A 21,465-nucleotide genomic window follows, 5' to 3' on the forward strand; every position below is an offset into this window, starting at 1 on the left:
TTGGTGGTGCTCCCCACTGCCGCTTCCGGCAATTAGAGAAGGAGGCTGGGGTTTGGACGAGCTGGGCTATTACCTGCTGGCCGGTGCTGGGGGAGCAGGTCCGGCCACCTTGATGGACGAGGCGCGCCGCGGTGAGGAGTTGGGCTTCGGCACGGGCTTCATCTCGGAACGCTGGAACGTCAAGGAGGCGTCGTCGCTATCCGGGGCAGCCTGTGCGGTGACCACCCGGATGCAGATCGCCACTGCCGCAACCAATCACAACACCCGCCACCCGCTGATCACCGGGTCGTGGGCTACCACCATGCACAAGCTCTCCGGTGGTCGGTTCACTCTCGGGATCGGTCGTGGCATCGCCGCCATGTACGGGGCGTTCGGCATCCCTTCGGTCACCACTTCGCAGATGGAGGACTTTGCGCAGGTGATGCGACGGCTGTGGCGCGGTGAGGTGATCGTCAACCATGACGGGCCGATCGGTAAGTATCCGATCCTGTTCCTGGACACCGATTTTCGTGAAGACATCCGGCTGGCGATCGTGGCTTTCGGGCCTCGGACACTGGAACTCGGCGGACGGGCATTCGATGACGTCATTCTGCACACCTACTTCACTCCGGCGACGCTGCAGCGTGCGGTCAAGACTGTCAAGGACTCCGCGGAGCGGGCCGGGCGCGATCCGGCCACTGTGCGGGTCTGGTCGTGTTTTGCCACCGTCGGTGACCACCTGCCCGAGGAACTGCGGCTGAAGAAGACTGTGGCCAGGCTCGCGACGTACCTGCAGGGTTACGGCGACCTTATGGTACAGACCAACGACTGGGATCCCGCTGTGCTGCAACGCTTCCGGTCAGATCCGGTGGTGATGTCGATCGCCGGTGGCATCGACCACAAGGCCACCGCCGCGCAGATCGAGCACATTGCGACACTCATTCCGGATGAGTGGCTCGAGCCATCGGCGACCGGCTCAGCGCAACAATGCGTGGACCGGATTCGCAAAGAATTTGACTACGGGGCAGACGCTTTGATCATGCACGGGGCAACACCCGACGAGTTGGAGCCCATAGTGACGGCGTACCGGGCGGCCCGTCCGCAGGCGCAGCTGACTTTGCGTTCGGGGTTGTGAAACTCGAAGGTAGACAATCAGCCGGGACGACGCATCGAGAACATACTGTCGGCGGTGATTTCGGCGTAGTCACCCTGCTTGCCGGCGCGCAGGATGGGGTGCGCTGCCGCCGTGTCGTAGATGCCGTCGATGAGCATGTTGCTGTCGATGTGGACGCCGACCACCTCACCGATCACCAACCATGACTCAACGGGTTGCCCATCGGCTGACTGCAGTTGGATCAGCTGGGTGAGCCGGCACTCGAAGTTGACCGGGCTCTCAAGCACTCGGGCGGGCCGGACGTTGCGCGCCGGCGCCGCGGTGAGGCCGCTGTGGGCAAATTCGTCGGTGTCGGGAGGCAGCGAGGCGGAAGTGGCATTCATCGACTCGGAGAGATCTTTGGTGGCCAGGTTCCAGACGAACTCTCCGGTGGCCTCGACGTTGGCCACGGTGTCTTTCCACCCGATAGATGAAAAGCCGATCAGCGGCGGTGTGTAGTTGAATGCGTTGAAGAAGCTGTAGGGCGCAAGGTTTCGGACACCCGATGGGCTGATCGAGGAGATCCAGCCGATCGGCCGGGGCGCAACGATGGCGTTGAACGGATCGTGGGGCAGCCGGCAACCGGCGGAGGGCTGATAGTAGTGGGCATCGTCTCGCGCCATGGTGCGTGCCAACCTCATTTCGATATCAGCGATATGTCGAGAGAATAGTCGTACGGTGGTTGGCGGGCCGTTACCGCCGGGTGCTGGCGTTGTGCAGTGCACGCACGATGCTGTGCTTGGCCAGATCGACTTTGAACGCGTTTTCACTCAGTGCGACAGCATCAGCCATGGCCAATTCGGCAGCGACACGGAAAGTTTCGGTGTCGGCGGGTTTTCCGATCAGTGCAGCTTGGGCAGCGGGTACCCGCCAGGGCTTCGCGGCCACGCCACCCAGCGCGATCGCCGCGGAGGTGACGATGCCGTCGTCGATGGTCAGACCGACGGCCACCGACACGAGGGCGAACGCGTAGCTATGCCGGTCGCGGACCTTGAGATACCAACTGTGGTAGGCATATTCAGATGGCGGTAGCTCGATGCCGACAATCAGTTCACCCGGTTCCAACGCATTGTCGCGCGATGGGCGGTCTCCGGGGAGCTGGAAGAACTCCGACAGCACGACGGTGCGGGAGCCCGCGCGCGACCGAACGTGCACGACGGCATCGAGGATCTCCAGTGCCACTGCCATGTCGGAAGGGTGCACTGCCACACAGGACGGGCTGGTGCCGAACAGCGCGTGCTCGCGGTTGAATCCGTTGCGTGCGCCGCATCCAGAACCAGGCTGACGCTTGTTACAAGCGGGGAACGAGAGGTCCATGAAGTAGGGGCACCGGGTGCGTTGCACGAGATTGCCACCGGCAGTGGCCATGTTTCGCAATTGCGTTGTCGCACCGGACAGAATCGCCTGCGAGAGCACGGGATAGCGGGTGCGGACCAGGTGGTGATTGGCGATCGTGCTGTTGGTCACGCCGGCGCCGATCAGGACGCCGCCGTCAGCGGTGCCGGTGATCTGATCGAGGCCGAGCCTGCCGATATCGACCAACGATGATGGCTCGGCGACGCCGAGTTTCATCAGGTCCAGCAGATTGGTGCCGCCCGCGTAGTACACGGCCCCGGTGGCGCCCGCAGCGTCGAGGGCATCGTCGACGTCACGGGCCCGATGGAAGCCGAAAGTTCTCATCGGCGGCACTCCGGCAGGCACGAGGCGATCGCGTCGACAATGTGCGGGTACGCCCCGCAGCGGCAGATGTTTCCGGCCATCCGTTCCCGAATCTCGTTGGTCGACAGGGTTTCAGGGCCTCTGGCGAGATCGTCGTAAGGGCCGTCGAACGATGCGGCGGACAGGTCGCCACGGGCGTGCTCGCTGAGCATCGCGTGCGCGGAGCTGATCTGGCCGGGAGTGCAATAGCCACATTGGAAGCCGTCGTGGTCGATGAATGCCTGTTGCAGTGGATGGAGCTGGTCGCCGTCGGCGATACCCTCGATGGTCAGCACGGTGGCACCGTCGATCGACACCGCGAGGGTCAGGCAGCTCAGCACGCGGTGGCCGTTGACGCTGACCGTGCAGGCGCCGCAGAGGCCGTGGTCACAACCCTTCTTGGTTCCGGTGAGCTGGAGGCGTTCGCGCAGCAGATCGAGCAGGGTCGAGCGGACATCGGTTTGTACCGTGAATGGGTCACCGTTGATCGACAGTTCGATGGTGTACCTGGAATCGCTGGCAGGGGTCATGGTGTTGGGTCCTGGTGTGTTTCGCCGAACGGGGACAACAGGTTTCCGATGGTGATCGGCAGGTCGCGCAGGCGCCGGCCGGTGGCGTGGAAGACGGCGTTGGCGACCGCGGCAGGCACACCGCAGATGCCGATTTCGCCGATGCCGCGCGCCCCGAATTCCGTCAGGTGGGTATCGGCGCCATCAATGAAGGTGATGTCGAACGATGGGATGTCGGCGTGGGTCGGCACGTAGTACTCGCCCAGTGAGTGGCCGGTCCCCGGGGAGTACGGAACCTGTTCCAGCAAGGCCATGCCGAGCCCGAACGTGATGCCGCCGAATACCTGACTGCGCGCCAGCTTCGGGTTGATGACCCGGCCGCAGTCCATCACCGCGACCCACCGTGTCACCGATGCCCGTCCGATTTGTTCGTCCACCTCCACCTCGCAGAAGTGGGCGCCGAATGATTGCGACATCGGGCCGCCCTGTGGTGCGCCATCGCTGGAACCGGTGAAGGTCAGGTGGTCGAGCAGTGCGGTATCGGCGGCGGCCAGCAGTGTGGCAATAGTGGTAATGGGGTGTGCCGGGTCAGTGCTGACGACATTGCCGCCGCGGATGTCCATCGAGGACAGGGTGTTTCCGGCATACGGCGCGTCGGCGTCGGCAATGAGGTGCTCAAGCAGCCGGCGCTTCCATTCACGGCCGGCGTTGAAGACCGCCGAGCCGACGGCGGCGGTGGTTTGCGATGCTCCGCTGTAGGGCGCGGTGGGAAAGTCCGAATCGCCGGAGAAGAACATGACCTGTGGCAATTGCAGGCCGGCGGAGTCTGCGGCGATCTGGGTCATCACGGTTCTGACGCCGGTACCGACTTCGTGGGTGGCTGAGGAGAATTCGACCGTGCCGTCGGGCTTGGTGTGGACGTGACAGCCGGCCGGCATCCGGCGTCCCGGGTAGGTGGCGGTTGCCATGCCCCAGCCGACCAGGATGCCGTCGCGCCGCAGCGAGCGGGGTTGGTGCGGTCGGTGCTCCCAACCGAACCGGTCAGCCCCTTGCCGATAACACGCGATCAGGTGCTCCGCGGACCACGGCCGACCACTGGCCTGGTCTTCATCGGCGTAGTTGGTGATCCGCAGGTGCAGTGGATCGACATCGAGCGCGTAGGCGAGTTCGTCCATGGCGACTTCCAGGGCGAACAGACCGGGCGCTTCGCCCGGGCCGCGCATGAAGCACGGGGTTGGGTTGTGCACCCGGGCCACGGTGTGCGACACCACCATTCGCGGTGACTCATAGAGAAATCGCGTGGACAGCCCGGTCGGCTCGCAGAAGTGGGCGATGGTCGACGTTTCGGTGAGGGTGTGGTGCTCGATGCTGGTCAGCCGGGCCTGTGCATCGGCGACCAGGCTCAGGTGCTGTTCGGTGGGCGGACGGTGCCCGGTTGAGGTGAACATCTGGGCGCGGGGCAGGACGAGCTTGACGGCCCGTTCCGTCATCCGTGCCGCGACGGCGCACAGCACCACGTGCATCCACATGAAGCTCTTCGAGCCGAACGCTCCGCCGACCAGCGGTGAGACGATTCGGATGTTTTCGACCGCGATGCCTAGATACGTTGCCAGCGTTTGCCGTTCGCCGGCAATCCACCGGGTACTGTCGTGCACGGTCAGATGGTCGCCGTCCCACCTCGCGATCGTCGATGCCAGTTCGATCGGATAGTGAGCGTTCTCCGGCGTGGTGTATCGCGATGCGATCTTGATGCCGTCGACGGGTTCGTCGGCGGGACCGCGGTGGTCTTGGAGCTTTTCCTCTTCGAGCTTCACGAAATGATCGGGCTGGTACACGCCGCTGCGTACGATCTCGTCGCGGTCCTGATGCTCTGGCCGGTCGAGCACGTCCCATGCGGTCAGCAGGGCCGGCAGCTCGTCATAGGCCAGATCCATCAGCGAGGCTGCGTACCGCGCATTCTCCAGAGTGTCCGCGACCACCAACGCCATGTGCTGACCGCGGTGCTGGACCGTCAGATCCGATAGCGGTGGGCGCCGTTCCAATGGCAGATCCCAGGTGAGATCGGTTGGAAGAATGCGCAACGCAGGACAATTCAGCGGCGACAATACGCACGTCACGCCCGGAGCGGAGTGGGCGCGGGCGGTGGCGGCCACCAGCGAGTCATGCGTGACGTGGCCGTGCGACACAGTGGACTGCACCATGACCGCATGCAGCACGTCGGGCAGCGCGGCATCGGCCGCATAGTGGGCCCGGCCGGTCACTTTGTCGCTGCCCTCGACCCGATTGACGGGCCGCCCGATTGCTTCGTCGCGTGTCAACGGATGGCTCGGTCCCAGACCGGGGCGCTCTCGGTGGTGCCGAGCCGCGATACCACCGCGCGGGAAACACCCACCGCCGCAATGTCCTGCAGTGACCGCAACCGATAGTTCTCCCATTGGCGTAGTGCCGGTTCCGGTAGCGGATCGTGCGCGGTCCGGCCCCGCAAGGCCTGCGCCAAGAACGCGGCGTCGCCGATCGATTTGGAGGTGCCCGACGCGGTATGGGGCCGTACGGTGCCTGCCGCGTCGCCGATGACAAACACCGGCCCGCGCCGCATTCGTCCGCTGGCCAGATCCATCACCGGCTGCAGAAACGGCTTCGACTGGGCGACCAGCTGGGCCATCAAGGGCGGAAGTTCGTTGGCGGCCGATGATTCCAGGGTGGCCGCGCTCGCGGCAGACACATCCGCGGCCGGCAGAAAGTACTCGTATCGTCGGCCGGACCGGCCGGTCATGATGTCGCCGAAGGCTTCTTCGGAGGCGTTGACGTACCACACCCAGTTGACTCGCCGCCGCCCCGGTTCGGTCTCGCCGTCGGGGCCGGGCACCAGATAGCACAGGAACTGAACGCCGTTGGCACTGAACATGGTGAACCGGTCGGTCAGTTCACTGGTCAACTCGGCGGGTAGGTCGCTTTCTCGTTCCAGTCCACGCCAGGCGACATACCCGCTGTACCGGGGATGCTCTGGCTGCACGAATTGCCGTACGGTGGAACCAATTCCGTCGGCTCCGATCACCACATCCCAGTCGGAGGTGGAGCCGTCGCCGAAGGTGAGGGTCACGCCACGTTCTCCCGGTGCCACCGCGGCCACCTCGGTGCCCGGTAAGTAGACGACGTCGCCCAGCGAGCCCCGAAAGGCGCGGTAGAGGGTATCCCACGCGGTCATTGTCTGCGGTTGAGTGAAGACTCGGGGCGGGCTATGCCGGTGCAGCAGTTGGCGTTCCACGAGCGGCACGCTCACCGCAGCGGGCGAGATATGCGAGATCGACAGCAGTGCTTCGATTTCCGGCTGCATTACGACGCCGGCACCGCGCCCTTCGAGTCGACCGGCGGTCTGTTCGAACACGGTGATGTCTGCGGTGGTGACGCGGCGCAGCTCCAGGGCTGCGGCCAGCCCGGCCAGCGAACCGCCGACGATCGCCACTGTCCAGCGTTCGGGATCGCCGGTCATAATTTGAGGATTCGATCGGCGTTGCCGGAGGCCACGCCGGCCAATTCGACCACGGGAATCGGTAGCCGCCGCAGGAATTCCGCACCGGCCAGCGGAGACCGGTAGGGATAATCCACCGAATACATCAAGCGCTCGGTGCCGACGACATCCCGGGCGCACATGAACGGCGGCGTGGTGAAGTAGCCGCTCGTGGTGATGGTGAAGTGGTCCAGAAAATAGTCGCTGACGGACCGCTGCAGGCCAGTGACGGATGTGGGTAACCCGTCCTGGGCGCGAAACAGGGAGTACGGCAAGTGTTCACCGAGATGTCCGATGATCAGCCGTGCCTTCGGGAAGCGATCGAGTACGCCGGCGAGAATGATTCGCAGACAATGTAATCCCAGTTCGGCATGCCAGGCGTACGCCGCGGTGGCCAAGAAGTATGCGCTGGTCTCGGGGAGTCCGGCGGTATAGGTCTCCTGTACGGCGCGCGGCGGCGGCGATGGGTGTAGATACAGCGGCACGTCGAGCTCTGAAGCAGCCTCGAAGATGGGACTATAGCGCGGATCGTCGAGAAACGATCCTCCTTCGGTGCCGTCGAGAAAGCCGCCGACGCAGCCCAATTCGCGTACACCGCGGTACAACTCGTCGGCAGCGCGGTCGGGCTGCCCGAGTGCCAGGCTGGCGAACATCCGCAGCCGGTCGGGGTGCCGGCGGGTCGCGGCGTACGCGGCATCGTTGGCGTCGCGGACCAGTGCGGTGGCGTCACGCGGCGTCAGCCGATGCTGAGCGCCGGCAGCCAGTGAGAGCACCTGGACGTCGATTCCGCCCGCATCCATGGCTGCGATTCGGGCGTCATCGAGATCGACCAGGGCGTTGTGCAGTGCCGCCGATTTGGCCGCCTGCGGCAGGAACTGTTCGGTGGCTGCCAGATATTCAGGGGTGGCGTAGTGCTCCTCAAGTGCGACCACCCGAACCGGGACCTCGGCAGGGCTCGCGGGAGACGGATACACCGTGATCGTCATGCAACCTCCTGGGCGCCCCGGGGCCCGGGGGAGCGGTCATCGGCGATTGTCGGCCGCATGCCAGAGTCCCAGCGCATCGTACGTCCCGTCATCAGTCAGGTGACTGCTGTCAATGTGCGGAACCATCGTGTCGCCGAGATTCGGCCAGTCATCCAACTGATCGCGAGCGCGTCGGCGTCGGCTATACAGAGGGACACGATTTCTCCAGGCACCGAGAGGAAGACCAGGTAATGATCTCCGTTGATCCGAGTCGGCGCCCGTCGATCGCTCGTCGGTTGCGTTGGTCTGCAGTAGGACTGGCCGGCCTGCTGGTGGCTGGCTGTGCCGGAAATCCGGCTGCGACCGGTCCCACCACCGCGCCCAGCCAATCGGCCAGTCAGGCAGTCGGCCCTCAATACGACTCTGTGCATGTCTACGTTGGGCCGGGTCAACTCGACACCTTTGTGCGCAGTTGGCTCGCCACCTTCGGCGGATCCACCAAGCCGGCCGCCGTTGCCACGGTCACCCCTACCCCCAGCCAGGCCAAGTCGCAGCTCATCTTGTCGCCGGTCGGCACGATCTCGGCGTTCGAGTACACCACCGCGGTGCCGTATCCGTTCGGTTCCGAGCGCACCGGCTGGCTGGTGGGCAACTTCGACGCCGGAGTTCAACAAGCCCGCGATGCCGGTGCTGCCGTTGTCGTTGCACCATTCCCCGACCCGATCGGCCGCGATACCGTCATCCAGTTTCCCGGCGGAGTCAATGCCCAACTCTATTGGCACACAACAACACCCAACTATCCGCCGGTGGCGTCGGTACCCGATAACCGGATCTACCTCCCTGCGGCGACCGTGGATCAGTTCCTGAAGAGTTATCTCCAGTTCACCCACGGAAGCATCGACACCGATGCGGCGACCGCCGATGGCGCCCTCGTTGGCAGGCCGGGAACCACGTTCCGCCGGATCCACCTCACGTCGGCTTTCGGCAACACACTGATCGCGGTCACCGACGGTCAGCTGCCGTACCCGTATGGACGGGAAGTCGCGGGGTATGCGGTGAATGACGTCGCGGCGATCACGCAGAAGGCAGTGGCCGCCGGTGCGCGGGAGCTGGCCCCGGCTGTGCATGCGGGCACCGCGACTTCGGCGATCCTGCAGTGGCCGGGTGGCTATATCGCTGAACTCCACACCGTTTGATCAGCTACGGTCTCCCGAGTGGGCGGCTAGGCCAGAGCGTTGGCATTGACTGTGGATGGGCAGGTCGACCAGCAGTCGTTCTTCCAGATTCGATAGTTCGCGCCGATCGCCGAACCGACTGTGCAAAAGGCCGACGGCCGGAGGCCGTCCTGTCGGACTGGCTTCCGGCCGTCGGTAGGCGGGCTTGTTCAGTTGGTTTTTGCCCTCTCTACCGCCGCCCGGAGGGTGCGACGAGGTGTTCGTCCACCCAGTCGCCGAAGGTCTGCCACCCGATTTCCGGATAGCGTCGGAGCAAGTCGGCGATATCGGCGCTATAGCCCTGCACGGACAGGAAGCTGAACATCGCCCGCATATCTGCGGAGGCGATTCGGGACGGGTTGTAGGTGATCAGTTCGATCGGGTAGCCCAACGTATGTTCGAGCGCGGCGGTCATCTGTTGCGGTGTCGGTGCATCCGATGCAATGTCGATGCGCAGCCCGGTAAACCGTTGCGGGTCAACCAGAATGGTGGCGACGAACCGACCCAAGTCGCGCCGGGACAACTGCTGCAAAGGTGTGGTGGCCGGAAGTGGCAGCGCGAATCGACCCGACTGAAGCTCGTTGATCCCGCCGAGCAGATTGTCGTAGAAGTAGGTCGGGCCGACGATCGTATGGGGCACACCGGAGGCGGCCAGTGCCTCTTCGATACGGGCTTTGCTTTCGAAATGCGGAATCCCGGTGTGCTGGTCGGCATTGGACACCGAGGAAAGGACCAGGTGGGGCACCCGGGCTTGCACGGCGGCACCGATGATGTGCAGTCCTTGCTGCACTTCGATGTCCGGGCCTTCCTCGAAGGGCGTGGTGACGGCGAAGACTCCCGCGACGTCCGTGAACGCTTCGGTCAGCGCTTGTTCATCGCCCAGGTCGGCCGCAGCGACCTCGATACCCGCCTGGGACAGCTTCTGCGCGCGAGACGATTGCGGGTTACGTGCAACGGCACGTACCCGTAGACCACGCTCGACGAGGGCGCTGGCGACCGCACCGCCGGTGGCTCCGGTGGCACCGATTACCGCGTACGTGTCAGCCATGTTGGTCTCCTTGCTCAGCGGCCTGTCGTTTCAGCACATAGGTGTGTTCGCCGTCGAGTACCAGCTCACCGCGTTGACTCTTCACGGACACGGCAGCGTTAACCCGGCCTGGGGCGCCGTCGGGGACCAGTTCGGTGATCTCCAGTTGTGGGTACAGGGTGTGCGGGAACAGCGTCGCGCCGGGCGCGGCGAAGGCCAGTACCTGGAGCCCATGGACCACCGGTGCCGAATGACCGTGGGTCCGAGCCCATTCCGCGTAGTAGTGCACCGGATGGTTGTCGGCCGATATCGCCTGGAAGGCCGACGCGTGGGCGTCGGTGACTGTGCGGCTGGGAGCGCGGAACACTTCTCCGACCAACAGGTCCTCGAATGTTCGCGCGGGCACCAGTCGGTGTTCGTTCGGGTCGAACGTGTCGGCGTCGCCGGGCACGTCATCTCCTTTCTGGTATCACGTACCGGGGTCGGCTACGTGAACGCTCGTCGGTAGTTCGGCGGGTAGGGCAGTTGATGTCCGAGGCGCTCGGCAGCCTGTCGGATCCACGAGGGGTTTCGGAGCAGGACACGGGCGAGGAACACGGCGTCGGCTTGTCCGCCGGCGATGATGCCCTCGGCTTGGTCGGCTTCGGTGATCAATCCGACCCCGGCAGTGGGCATCTGGGTGGCTTCGCGCACCTGGGTTGCGAACGGTATCTGGTAACTGGGGTAAACGCGGATGGCGGCATCCGGGGCCGACCCTCCACTGGACACATCGATGAGGTCCACGCCGAGTCCTTTGAGCTGACGCGCAAGTTCGATGGTGTCGGAGACGGTCCAGCCGGGGCGCTCGTCTGTGGTGTCGCCGCCGAGCCAATCGGTGGCAGACGCCCGGAAGAACAGTGGCAGGTGTGCCGGCCAGCTTCGGCGTACGGCCGTCGCCACTTCCAGCGCGAAGCGCATCCGGTTGTGCAGGGTGCCGCCATAGTGGTCGGTGCGCCTGTTGGAGTGTGGAGAGAGGAACTGGTGGATCAGATAGCCGTGGGCGCCGTGCAGTTCGAGAACCTGAAACCCCGCTGCGGCGGCGCGCCGGGCTGCATCGGCGAACCAGGTGACGACATCGGCGATCTCGGCAGCGGTCAGCGCGGCAGGGGCGGGCAACCTGCCGAATGGTAACGGGCTGGCGCTGACTGTGGGCCAGGTCTGCGGTGCCCGGTCGGGGTCGGGCCAGGGCCGGCCGGTGGCAGCCTTACGGCCGGCGTGCACGATCTGGATACCGGGGATAGAGCCTTGGGCAACAAGGAAATTGGTGATCCGGCGAAACGATTCGGCTTGGCGGTCATTCCACAGCCCGAGGTCGTACACGCTGCTGCGCCCCGCGGGGTCCACGGCGGTGGCCTCGACCATGACCAGCGCCGCGCCGGCGGCCGCACGCGAGCCCAGATGCTGCAGGTGCCAGTCGGTCGGCGTGCCGGCGTCGGGTCCGTCGGGCACGGCGGCGAACTGCATCATCGGCGACATCCACGCGCGGTGCGCGAAGGTGACCTCGCGCAGAGTCAGCGGGTCGAACAGGTGGGTCATGGTTGGTCCGACGGCTACTTCGGACGCGTGCGATAGGCGGGCAATGCCGTGGTGCTGCGGGTCAGGTCGACGAACAACGGCTCGTACGTGTCGTCGGCGTCGACCGCAGCCCAGAGGCGGTCGCGACCGGCTGCCGATATAGGCAATGCGGAAGGGTCATCGACCGCCGACAGCAGGGTGTCGAAGTCCTCCGCCGATGCCCGCAACGGCCGGGGATTGGATTCGTCCAGGGCCCGGTTGACCACCGCGGCCATCGGGCCGACACCGAACAGGCGCAATGCGGTCGGATAGTCACCGCCGAGTAGGTCGGTCAGGTCCAGGGCTTCGCGCAGGCCGACCTCGGCAGCCATCACAAACGCGTTGGTGATCAGCTTGTACGCGACCCCCGAGCCATACGGACCTACGCGTTCCACCGTGCCCAGCGCTGTCAGCAGGGGGTCGGCCTGCTCGAGCGCTTCGGGTTGGCCGCCGGCAAGGAACGTCACCGACTTCTCCCGTGCGTAGCGCACCCCGCCGACAATCGGCGCGTCGACCAGCAGCACGCCGTCGGGGGCATGCGCCTGAATCTCCCGGGCGGTGGCCGGTGTGGTGGTGGAACCGATCACCACAACCGATGCCGCACGGGCGGCTGTCAGTGCGCCGTCTTCGCCGAGCAGCGCGGAGGGGATGTCACTGGACATGGTCAGACACATCACGAGGTCAGCGTGCCGCGCACAGTCGGCCGCAGACGAGGCCCGCCGGGCGCCCGCGGCCACCGCCGCCTGCAGTCTGGGCGGATCGATGTCGTACGCACTGACGGCGAAACCGGCAGCGAGCAGATGCGGCAGCATGGCCGAGCCCATGTCGCCGACGCCGACGAGCCCGACAGAAAGCATGATCCTCCGATCGTCGACCCATCTGGCAGGTTTGCTTGCGTGCAACGTCGAGTCTGCAAGATGCAGCCGGCGGCGTCATCAGTCGGATGACTGGGGTCGCCGCGATGACCAGTGCAGGCCGAGGCGATCGGCGTAGAGTCCTCGGCACCGAAGGCCTCGTCGATTGGGAGGACATCGTGGGTCGCGACGTGGTGCTGGATCCGACGATTGCACGCCTGGTCGCGTCGATGGCGACACCTCCGACGCTGGGGCAGTTGGGACCACTGGACGGTCGGTTGGCGCTGCGTGAAGCGCAGCGAACCGTGATCGAGCAGCCCGGGACAGAGGCGCGGTTTCATGCCGCGCCGGTGGGTCCGTCTGGGCTGGTGGGGTTTTGGCTGGTACGGCCGCGCGACGAGCCGGGCCCGCTGCCGGCGGTTCTGTATGTGCATGGCGGTCGATTCATGTTCGGCGACGCCGACACCCACGGGCACGTCGTCGGGGCGATCGCCTCGCGGTGCCGGGCCGCAGTACTGGTTCCCGAGTACAGCCGGGCGCCCGAAGCGAGGCATCCGGTTGCGTTGGAGGAGTGCTATGCCACTCTGCTGTGGGCCCGTGACAACGCAGACCTGTTGGGTGTCGACGCGAAAGCGATTGCGCTGGCCGGTGATTGCGCGGGAGCGACGATCGCGGCCGCCGTCAGCATGGTGTGCAAGTCCCGCGGTGGCCCGCGGCTGCGTGCGCAGCTGCTGTACTATCCGCCAACTGATGCACGGTGTGAATACCCGTCCCACGACGCCTATGCGGAAGGTTATCTGCTGACCAGCGATGAGCAAGCCTGGTATTGGGATCAGTACTGCGATGGTGATGCTGATTGCCCGACGGTATCTCCGGTTCGCGCTGCGGTGGATGATCTCGCGGGGTTGCCGCCGACACTGATCGTCACCGCTGAGGCCGATGTGGTGCGCGACGAAGGCGAAGCGTTCGCCGATCGGCTGCGCGCCGCCGGGGTACCGGTGACGTGCACCCGCTACTTGGGAACGGTTCACGATTTCGTGGTGCTCACCCAGCTCAGCGACACCCCATCGGCGCGGGCGGCCCTTGATCAAGGTGTGTGGTTCCTCAATCAAGCGATACACCGATGACAAGACGCTGCCTGAATGTGCTGCGCAGGAGGCGGTTTACCCAGTGACGATGACACGTCCGGAGTTGCCCATCGTTGGGCGTGCTCAACTTATCGGTCTGATCACTGAAGTCGTCTCGGCGGCTGCGGCCGCTCCGCAGGCCGTGATTCTCGTCGGCGAACCCGGCATGGGAAAGTCGACGCTGCTGCGGTACGCGGTGGCATCGCCGGACTCGCGGCACGCGACTGTTCTCTTTGCCGGCGGTTCCGAACCAGATCACGTGCGGCCCTTCACGGCGTTGACGGAGTTGATCTGGCCTATCGTCGACCGGATCGCGGAACTGCCGGTGCCGCTGTGCGATGTGCTGCGTGACATCGTCGACGGGGGCGCTGCCGCCGACGATCACGGTCCGGCATTGATCCAGCAGGCGGTGCTGGCGCTGCTTGCGATCGCCGCCGCCGACCGGCTCCTGGTGATCGTGCTCGATGACTTCGACCGGTTCGATCCGGATTCGCGTCAGGTGCTCACCTACGTCGTCGGCAGGGTGCCGCACCTTGCCGTTCGCGTGCTGATCAGCGCGCGGCAGGTGGATTCCCTCAGCGGTATCGACCGTTCGGTCAGGGTGGTCGAGGTCGCGCCGCTGACCGACGCCGCGGCGGCGGAGTTGATCGAGACGCAATCCTTGGTGCCCGACGCGAGTGTGCGCGGCGAGATCATCCGCTGGTCCGGCGGGAATCCGTTGGCGCTGATCGAGTCTGCCCGCTTCTACGGCAAGTCAGGCTCGGCCAGCTTCCGCGGCAACTACATGGTCGGAACCGGATTCGCCCACGCGTTGTTCGCCGCGCAACTGTCGGAGCTGCCGGCCGATGCCCGCCGATTGACGCTGTTCGCTGCCGCCGGTGCCGGATACGAGACCATCGACACGATCACCGCCGCAGCGGGTTTCGGTGCGGACCTGTGGCGATGGGACCCGGCGATCGGCCGGTCGCTGGTGGCCGTCACCGAGGACCGGCGGGTGCGGTTCAGTCACCCCCTGCTGCGCAGCGTGGCCTACAGCGAGGGCGATCTGGCTGATCGCCGCACCGCCCATATCGCGCTCGCCGCCTCTCCGCAGCTGGATGTAGCTTGCCGCGCTTGGCATTTGGCGGCCGCGGCGCCCGGCCCGGATGAGTCGGTGGCGTCTCTGCTGGAACAGGGCGCCGAGCGTTCGCGGCAGCGGGGCGGATACCTGGAGGTGGCCAGGGCAATGCAGCGCGCAGCTGAATTGAGCCCGGGTTCTGACGATGCGGCTCGGCGGTTCACCTTGGCCTCGGTTGCGGCCAATTTCGGTGGTGATCCATCCTGGGCACTGGCGTTGAATGCCAGCGCCGTACAGCGCTCGGAGGACCCTGAGATCATGGGGCATGCCGCCTTGACCCGAGCCTCGGTGCTGCTGCAATCGGCGCGTCCGGCCGAAGCGGCTGAATTGGTTCGCAGCGCCCTCGACGGTGCGCCGCCGGTCAACTCGCGCCTGCGATTGGCCTTGATGTACGTCGGCGCCTCGGCGTCGTATTACTCGGGCGAATTGTCCCATCGGGCCCGTCTTGGGCCGTGGCTGCAGGAGACGGACCGAGACACCCTCGGCGACAGCGTATTTCCGACGCCGTTTCCGGCTGGGGCGGGTCCGGTGCAGCGGGCGTACATCGCCATGTATGCCCAGAGTGCAGGCAGCGCCCACGACCGTCCAGCGCCCTGGGACCGGCGTTGGCTGCACCCGATGCCGGCTTCCGTTGAGGCGTTTCGACGTCTGATCGTGGGGGCGATGGCCTATGCCACCGAGGACAGTGGCCTGGCGGTCACCGAACTGCGGGAAGCCGTCGAGCAGCTCAAGGCCGCCGGTGGCCTGCGCGGATTCACCTTCGCCATCGCGCCACTGGCGTGGGGACTGTACGACACCGGGCGGTGGTCAGAACTGCGGGCGTTGCTTGATGAGACTGAAACCTTGTGTGCAGTCTATGATCTGGCGTTGCTCCATGCCGAAAGCAATGTCGTGCGTGCCCATCTGCTGGCCTGCGTCGGTAACACGGATGCGGCGGATGCGGCCGTCAGTGCCACCTCCCGTGTGATCGCCGACAGATGTGGCAGTGCGACACGGGCGGCGCTTACCTGGGCCATCGGGCGGAACGCGCTGGCGCGCGGTGAGTTCGCGACGGCCTATCAGGCATTTCGCCAGCTGTTCGACTCCGAGGGCGAGCCGGCCCATTTCGTCGTGTCACATCGCGCGATCGCCGATCTGGCCTGGGCTGGTGCGCGCAGCAGTCACCTCGAAGAGATCAGGCCCCTGGTGGCCTCGATCGGGCGTCAGCTGGGCTCCAATCCACCTGTGCGACTGCGGCTTCTGCGGCACCAGGCGCTGGCGTTGACCACGACGACGCATCTGGCCGAACGCCACTACCGCCTGGCGGTCTTCGATCCGGCCGGGGACCAGTGGCCCATGGAACGTGCGCGAGCACGTCTGCATTACGGCGAATGGCTTCGGCGGGTGCGTCGCCCCGCCGAGGCCCGGACGCAGCTCACCGCTGCCTTGGAGGTTTTCGACCGCCTGGGTGCGGCGCCGTACGCGCAGATCGCGCGCGCCGAACTCCGTGCGGCCGGGGTCACGGGGTCTCCTGGGGCGACTGCGGTTTTCGGCTTGGATTCACTGACGGCGCAAGAACGCCAGATCGTATCGATGGCGGCCTCCGGGCTGACCAACCCCGAGATCGGCCAGCGACTCAATCTGTCGCCGCGAACGATCGCCTCCCACCTGTACAACGTGTATCCCAAACTCGGTGTCAGTCGGCGCCATCAACTGCGCGATCTGTTGGGGGACTAGGCGCGTCTCCCCATCTTTGGATGTGCTCGCCTCAGCCGCAAATTCCCTTGGTAGCCACATTGATTCGACTAACCGTATCGCGGGAGAATCCGTCTAGTTCGTTGGTGGTGGGTGGAATGGTTGGTACCACCACCATTGGGCGTGTTCGCCGGTGGGTCCGGGGCATGGTGGGACGTCGGGTGGTGGGGTGGTTGGTGGTCGGGCCAGTGAGCTGTTGGTGAGTTGTTGTCCGGTGGTGTCGGTGACGATGAGTTGGTCGGCGGGTCCGGTGATGGTGATGGCGCCGCGGTGATGCAAGCGATGATGGTAGGGGCACAGCAGTGCCAGGTTGTGTAGTTCGGTGGGGCCGCCGTCTTCCCAGTGCTGGAGGTGGTGGGCGTGCAGGCCGCGGGTGGCCCCGCAGCCGGGCACCACACAGCACCGGTCGCGGTGTTCGAGGGCGCGGCGTAGGCGGCGGTTGATCTGCCGGGTGGTACGTCCGGCGCCGATCACCTTCCCGCGGCGCTGCAGCCAGAGCTCGCAGGTCGCATCGCACAGCAGCAGTCGACGTTCGTCCTCATTCAGCAACGAGCCCAGATGAAGTGACGCAGCATCATTTTCGACATCGAGGTGTACGACGACGGTGGTGTGCTGTCCGTGCGGGCGGCGGGCCACCTCGGTGTCCCAGCCCGCTTCGATCAGGCTCATGAACGCATCGACGGTGTCGGGGAACGGCGGCGCCTGCTCCGACACCGACGCCTCGGTGTCGTGGTCGCGTTTCCAGTCGGCGATCAACCCATCGTGATGGGACTGCAGTCCGGCGTCGAATGTCGCGGCCTGCAGCTTGGGTAACCGGATCCGCCAGGTGGTGTACTGGTCGCTGGTGGTCTTGGTGATGAAGCGTTCCGGTTCAGGCCGTGGATCGGGGTCAGGGCGTGGTTCCAGTTTGATGGCGGTGCGTAGCTGGTTCACGGTGGCCACCGCGGCCAGCTCGGCGTAGTGCGCATCGGAACCCTCGGCGGCGTGTTCGGCGATCACCCCGACCTGATCCAACGACAGTCGACCCGCACGCATCCCATCGGCGCAAGCCGGGAACTCCGCCAGCCGCTGGGCGACGGTCACCAGGGTTTCGGCGTTGTGTGGTGTGACCCCGGTTTTCCAGGCCACCAGCGCCGGCAGTGACCGGGCTCCGGTAGCGCCCCACAGTTCGTCACGTTCGATCTCCGCGACGATCTGCACCAGGCGCCCGTCGATCGCGTTGCGCTGACCGGTCAGCTCCGCGATTTCCTCGAACAACACCTCCAGCCGCTCACCGGGGTGCACCCCGGCGGCCAAAGGTGTTGCGGCGGTGGACATGACACCATCATCGCAGAGGGGTCCGACACGTTTCCGACGCCGACAACTCGACCAGCAAAAGCCACGCGCCCTAGTGACTGCTCGGGTCGGTGATGATCTCGACCATCGCCGGACCCGGGTGGTTGAGTGCGTCTGCGATGGCCTCAGATAGCTCCGCTGGATCGGTGATCCGTCGACCGTAGGCGCCGCAGTCTCGTGCGAACGCGGCGAAGTCTGGATTGTGCAACGACGTCTGCCAGACCGCGTATTCGGCGCCGCGTTGCTCCTCGCTGATCTTGGCGAGTTCACCGTTGTTGAGCAGGATGTGGGTGATGTTCATGCGGTACTTCACCGCCGTGGTGAAATCGGCGAGGTACTGACCGAAGCCGCCGTCGCCGGTGATCGCCACGATGGGACGGTCGGGTGCCGCCGCCCAGGCGCCCAGCGCCGCGGGGAAGCCGAACCCGATGGAGCCGAGATACCCGGACATCAGCACCGACTGTTCCGCGGTTTCGAAGTATCGGCCGAACGAGTATGCGTGGTTGCCGACGTCGACGGTCAGGACGGCATTCGCCGGCACCAGACGGCTGAGGTCATCGAAAACTGTTGCGGCAGCGACCCGTCCGCCCGGCTGCTTGACGGCCCGGCGGGCCTTCTCCGCCCGCCAGACGGCCCAGCGCTGCGCCATCTCCGGGCGCTGGTCCACCAGCGCCGGGTTCGGGCGAAGGCCGTCGAGAACGGCGGCCGCGGTGACTCCGACGTCGCCGAGCACCGGTACCGTGACGGGACGGAACCGGCCGAGCATCATCGGATCGGTGTCGACCTGGACGATCGGCTTGTACGGAGAGATTCCGGTGTGATTCGAGAACGAGGCACCGAACACCAGCAGTATGTCGGCTTTGTTCATCATCCACGACGCGACCGGAGTTCCCGACCGCCCGAGCACGCCGCAGGCGAGCGCGTGCGTGTCTGAGATCTGTCCCTTGGCTTTGAACGTGGTCAACACCGGTGCGTGCAGACGTTCGGCGAGGGCGATGATGGCCGGCATGTCGAACTTGGCCCCAGCGCCGACGATGACCAACGGCCTGGTTGCCGTTCCGATGAGCTCGAGGGCCTGCTCCAGCGCGGCCGCCGGAGGCGACACCCGAAGGTCGGGCATACGGCCTTGTGGCCCAGAGGGTTTCTGATCCGGCGCCTCGAGAATCTGCACCTCGTCGGGGAGTACCAGGTGGCCGACACCGCGTTCCAGGATGGCGTGTTTGAGGGCCATGGTCATCAGTTCGGCGTGGTCGGAGCCCGAGCGCACCATGGCCGAGTAGACGGAGACATCGGCGAACGCCGCGAGCAGGTCGATGTCCTGGAATGCGCCCTTGCCTGCGACCGACGAATCCACATTGCCGGAGAGCGCAAGGACTGGGGCACGGTCGGATTTGGCGTCGTACAGGCCCGTCAGCAGATTGGTCGATCCCGGACCGGCGATGCCGAAACAGGCGGCGGGCCAACCGGTGAGCTTGCCGTAGGCGGCCGCGGCGAATGCCGCGGCACCTTCGTGCCGGATGCCGAAATACCTTAACTTGCCGGCTGTTTCGGCGCGGTGCATGGCTTCGGCAACACCGAGATTGGAGTGGCCGACCATGCCGAAGACGGTGTCGACGCCCCAGTTGGTCATGGTCTCCACCAGGACGTCGCTGACGGTCCGCGGGCGCACGGCAGGGGGCGGAGTGCCGACGTAGATACCGTCCTCGCGGACCTCCACCGGGTAGGTCCGGACGTTGAAGTCGGGGCCACCCGCGGCCTCGCCGGTGAACGGATCGAAGTCGAAACCGTGCCAGGGACAACGGATCTTGTTGTTCTCGACGGTTCCCTGGCCGAGCGGTCCGCCCTGATGGGGACAACGGTTGTCGATGGCGCCATAGCGGCCGTCGAGCTTGGTCAGCGCGACGGTCTTGATCCCGACGGGGCACATGGCCACTTCGCCGTCGTCGAGTTCGCCTGCATCGGCGGCCTTGTGCCAGTTGAGATCCTGCTCGGTCACAGTGGAACGGCTCCTGCGTAAGGGACTCCACTCAGATAAGCGAAATCACGGTCGAAGGTGACGAGATCGTCGATGTGGAAGTCGGCCAGACTCCGGTGACCGCACGCACGGGCCAGGACCACCATCAGATCGACCGCCGCGCGCAGGAATCGGTTCAAGCGTTGTGCGCCGGCCGGTATGGGCAGTCGGGCGCGCAGGTGGGGATCTTGCGTGGCGATACCGGACGGGCAGGTGTTGGTATTGCACGCGCGCATTCCGACGCATCCGATGGCTTGCAGCGCCGCGTTGGACAGGCCGATGGCGTCGGCGCCCAACGCCAGCGCTTTGACCATGTCGGCCGGCGTGCGGATCCCCCCGGTCACGGCCAACGTGACGTGATCGGCTTGGGAACGGTCGAGGTGCCGGCGGGCGCGGGCCAGTGCGGGGATGGTGGGCACGGAGATGTTGTCGCGGAAAATCGTTGGGGCCGCACCGGTTCCGCCGCCTCGGCCGTCGAGGATGATGTAGTCGACCCCGATCTGGAGTGCGGCGTCGATGTCGCGTTCGATGTGTTGGGCGCTCATCTTGTATCCCACCGGGATACCGCCGGAGAGCTCGCGCACTTGCGCGGCGAATTCTTCGAACGGTTGCAATGACGTCCAGTCCGGGAATCGCGCCGGTGAGATGGCCGCGGTCCCCGGTGGGAGTCCACGAACCTCGGCGATCTTGCCGACCACCTTGTTGCCGGGCAGATGGCCGCCGGTGCCGGTCTTGGCACCTTGGCCGCCCTTGAAGTGGAATGCCTGCACCTGACGGATCCGGTCGAAACTCCACCCGAATCTGCCGGATGCGAGTTCATAAAAGTACTTCGAATTATGTTGCTGCTCTTCGGGAAGCATGCCCCCCTCGCCCGAGCAGATACCGGTTCCCGCCAGTTCGGCGCCGGCGGCCAGAGTGGTCTTGGCTTCCTCGGACAGCGCGCCGAAGCTCATGTCGCTGACAAACAGCGGGATGTCGAGGATCAGCGGTCGCTGGGCCGCGGGCCCGATGACTGTCTGAGTGCTCACCGGTTCTTCGTCGAGCAGTGGCAGCCGAGCCAGCTGTGCGGTGACGAGTTGGATCGACTCCCAGGAGGGGAGCAGATCGCGCGGCACGCCCATGGCCGCGGTCGGGCCGTGTTCGCTGTTCAGTCCGTGCGCAGCCCAGTCATGGATCTGAGTGACGAACGGTTCCTCGGCTGTGTTGGCCGGCTTGATCCACTTGCCCTGGTAACCGTCGTCGTAGTAGCTCTGCGGGTTGGCGCGGGCATAGGCGTCCACCGCTGCCTGATCAACGTAGACAGATCCGTCGGATATCCACGTGGGGAATGTCGCCAGCGCGACAGCGGGGTTCACCGGTGCGACCCCGGTCTGGATCTCGTAGCGCCAGCCGTGCACGCCGCAGACCAGCAGGTCTCCGTCGATACGGCCGTCAGACATCAGTGCTCCGCGGTGCGCACAACGGCCGTACAGTGTCCGGACGTCGTCTCCTTGCCGAACCAGCACGAGGTCCACACCGGAAACTCTGGCAGGCGCCGGTGTGCCTTCGACCAATTCCAGCAGTGATGCGACCCGCACCGCCGCTGTGAGATCAGAGGCCATGGGTGGTGTGCATCAAAGTCATGTCGCTCCTCGGCCA

General features: G+C 65.7%; 17 protein-coding genes. 4 read left to right on the plus strand and 13 right to left on the minus strand.

The genetic code is table 11. The annotated features are described in order from the left end of the window. Positions 1–52 precede the first annotated feature (52 nt). On the plus strand, positions 53–1,114 hold the full coding sequence (locus ABIA30_RS00265; RefSeq protein WP_370060994.1) for a TIGR03857 family LLM class F420-dependent oxidoreductase: 1,062 nt from the start codon (positions 53–55) through the stop codon (positions 1,112–1,114). Between the two features lie 17 nt (positions 1,115–1,131). Here the strand turns inward: ABIA30_RS00265 and ABIA30_RS00270 are convergent, their stop codons facing one another. From ABIA30_RS00270 to ABIA30_RS00295, 6 genes are all read right to left on the minus strand, one after another. Further along, positions 1,132–1,755 (minus strand): flavin reductase family protein, encoded by a 624-nt coding sequence (locus ABIA30_RS00270; RefSeq protein WP_370060996.1) that lies wholly within the window; start codon positions 1,753–1,755, stop codon positions 1,132–1,134. 70 nt (positions 1,756–1,825) lie between these two features. After that, on the minus strand, positions 1,826–2,812 hold the full coding sequence (locus ABIA30_RS00275) for a xanthine dehydrogenase family protein subunit M (RefSeq protein WP_370060998.1): 987 nt from the start codon (positions 2,810–2,812) through the stop codon (positions 1,826–1,828). Then, on the minus strand, positions 2,809–3,360 hold the full coding sequence (locus ABIA30_RS00280; RefSeq protein WP_370060999.1) for a (2Fe-2S)-binding protein: 552 nt from the start codon (positions 3,358–3,360) through the stop codon (positions 2,809–2,811). Before ABIA30_RS00280 ends, ABIA30_RS00275 begins: the two co-directional genes overlap by 4 nt. Further along, complete coding sequence (locus ABIA30_RS00285) at positions 3,357–5,657, minus strand: xanthine dehydrogenase family protein molybdopterin-binding subunit (protein ID WP_370061001.1); 2,301 nt, start codon at positions 5,655–5,657, stop codon at positions 3,357–3,359. Before ABIA30_RS00285 ends, ABIA30_RS00280 begins: the two co-directional genes overlap by 4 nt. Continuing rightward, positions 5,654–6,829 (minus strand): FAD-dependent monooxygenase, encoded by a 1,176-nt coding sequence (locus tag ABIA30_RS00290; RefSeq protein ID WP_370061003.1) that lies wholly within the window; start codon positions 6,827–6,829, stop codon positions 5,654–5,656. The genes ABIA30_RS00285 and ABIA30_RS00290 overlap by 4 nt, the downstream gene beginning before the upstream one ends. Beyond that, entirely contained in the window at positions 6,826–7,833 is a 1,008-nt protein-coding gene (locus ABIA30_RS00295) for an amidohydrolase family protein (RefSeq protein WP_370061005.1), read from the minus strand. The genes ABIA30_RS00290 and ABIA30_RS00295 overlap by 4 nt, the downstream gene beginning before the upstream one ends. Before the next feature lie 230 nt (positions 7,834–8,063). On the opposite strand from ABIA30_RS00295, the gene ABIA30_RS00300 reads away from it, so the two are divergent. Beyond that, on the plus strand, positions 8,064–9,008 hold the full coding sequence (locus ABIA30_RS00300) for a glyoxalase (RefSeq protein ID WP_370061007.1): 945 nt from the start codon (positions 8,064–8,066) through the stop codon (positions 9,006–9,008). A 208-nt stretch (positions 9,009–9,216) separates the two neighbouring features. On the opposite strand, the gene ABIA30_RS00305 is transcribed toward ABIA30_RS00300, so the two are convergent. The 4 genes from ABIA30_RS00305 to ABIA30_RS00320 are packed head-to-tail and all read right to left on the minus strand — an operon-like array spanning position 9,217 to position 12,503. Continuing rightward, the gene (locus ABIA30_RS00305; RefSeq protein WP_370061009.1) at positions 9,217–10,074 is read right to left on the minus strand and encodes an NmrA/HSCARG family protein; all 858 of its coding nucleotides are present in this window, start codon (positions 10,072–10,074) and stop codon (positions 9,217–9,219) included. Beyond that, a complete protein-coding gene (locus ABIA30_RS00310; protein WP_370061011.1) occupies positions 10,067–10,504 on the minus strand; it encodes a MaoC family dehydratase in 438 nt (145 codons plus the stop codon). Before ABIA30_RS00310 ends, ABIA30_RS00305 begins: the two co-directional genes overlap by 8 nt. Positions 10,505–10,539: 35 nt before the next feature. Further along, complete coding sequence (locus ABIA30_RS00315; RefSeq protein WP_370061013.1) at positions 10,540–11,628, minus strand: NADH:flavin oxidoreductase/NADH oxidase; 1,089 nt, start codon at positions 11,626–11,628, stop codon at positions 10,540–10,542. A gap of 14 nt (positions 11,629–11,642) precedes the next feature. After that, a complete protein-coding gene (locus ABIA30_RS00320; RefSeq protein WP_370061015.1) occupies positions 11,643–12,503 on the minus strand; it encodes an NAD(P)-dependent oxidoreductase in 861 nt (286 codons plus the stop codon). A gap of 86 nt (positions 12,504–12,589) precedes the next feature. On the opposite strand from ABIA30_RS00320, the gene ABIA30_RS00325 reads away from it, so the two are divergent. Together ABIA30_RS00325 and ABIA30_RS00330 are read left to right on the plus strand one after the other, a co-directional pair. Next, on the plus strand, positions 12,590–13,627 hold the full coding sequence (locus tag ABIA30_RS00325; RefSeq protein ID WP_370061017.1) for an alpha/beta hydrolase: 1,038 nt from the start codon (positions 12,590–12,592) through the stop codon (positions 13,625–13,627). 49 nt (positions 13,628–13,676) lie between these two features. After that, a complete protein-coding gene (locus tag ABIA30_RS00330; protein WP_370061018.1) occupies positions 13,677–16,460 on the plus strand; it encodes an AAA family ATPase in 2,784 nt (927 codons plus the stop codon). A 93-nt stretch (positions 16,461–16,553) separates the two neighbouring features. Here the strand turns inward: ABIA30_RS00330 and ABIA30_RS00335 are convergent, their stop codons facing one another. From ABIA30_RS00335 to ABIA30_RS00345, 3 genes are all read right to left on the minus strand, one after another. Beyond that, positions 16,554–17,795 carry an HNH endonuclease signature motif containing protein gene (locus tag ABIA30_RS00335; protein ID WP_370061020.1) on the minus strand — a complete coding sequence of 414 codons (1,242 nt, stop codon included), beginning with the start codon at positions 17,793–17,795 and terminating at the stop codon, positions 16,554–16,556. 70 nt (positions 17,796–17,865) lie between these two features. Next, positions 17,866–19,809 carry a thiamine pyrophosphate-dependent enzyme gene (locus ABIA30_RS00340; protein WP_370061022.1) on the minus strand — a complete coding sequence of 648 codons (1,944 nt, stop codon included), beginning with the start codon at positions 19,807–19,809 and terminating at the stop codon, positions 17,866–17,868. After that, complete coding sequence (locus ABIA30_RS00345) at positions 19,806–21,428, minus strand: glutamate synthase-related protein (protein ID WP_370061024.1); 1,623 nt, start codon at positions 21,426–21,428, stop codon at positions 19,806–19,808. Before ABIA30_RS00345 ends, ABIA30_RS00340 begins: the two co-directional genes overlap by 4 nt. Positions 21,429–21,465: the final 37 nt, after the last annotated feature.

This window comes from Mycobacterium sp. MAA66, from assembly GCF_041261665.1.
Classification (GTDB): domain Bacteria; phylum Actinomycetota; class Actinomycetes; order Mycobacteriales; family Mycobacteriaceae; genus Mycobacterium.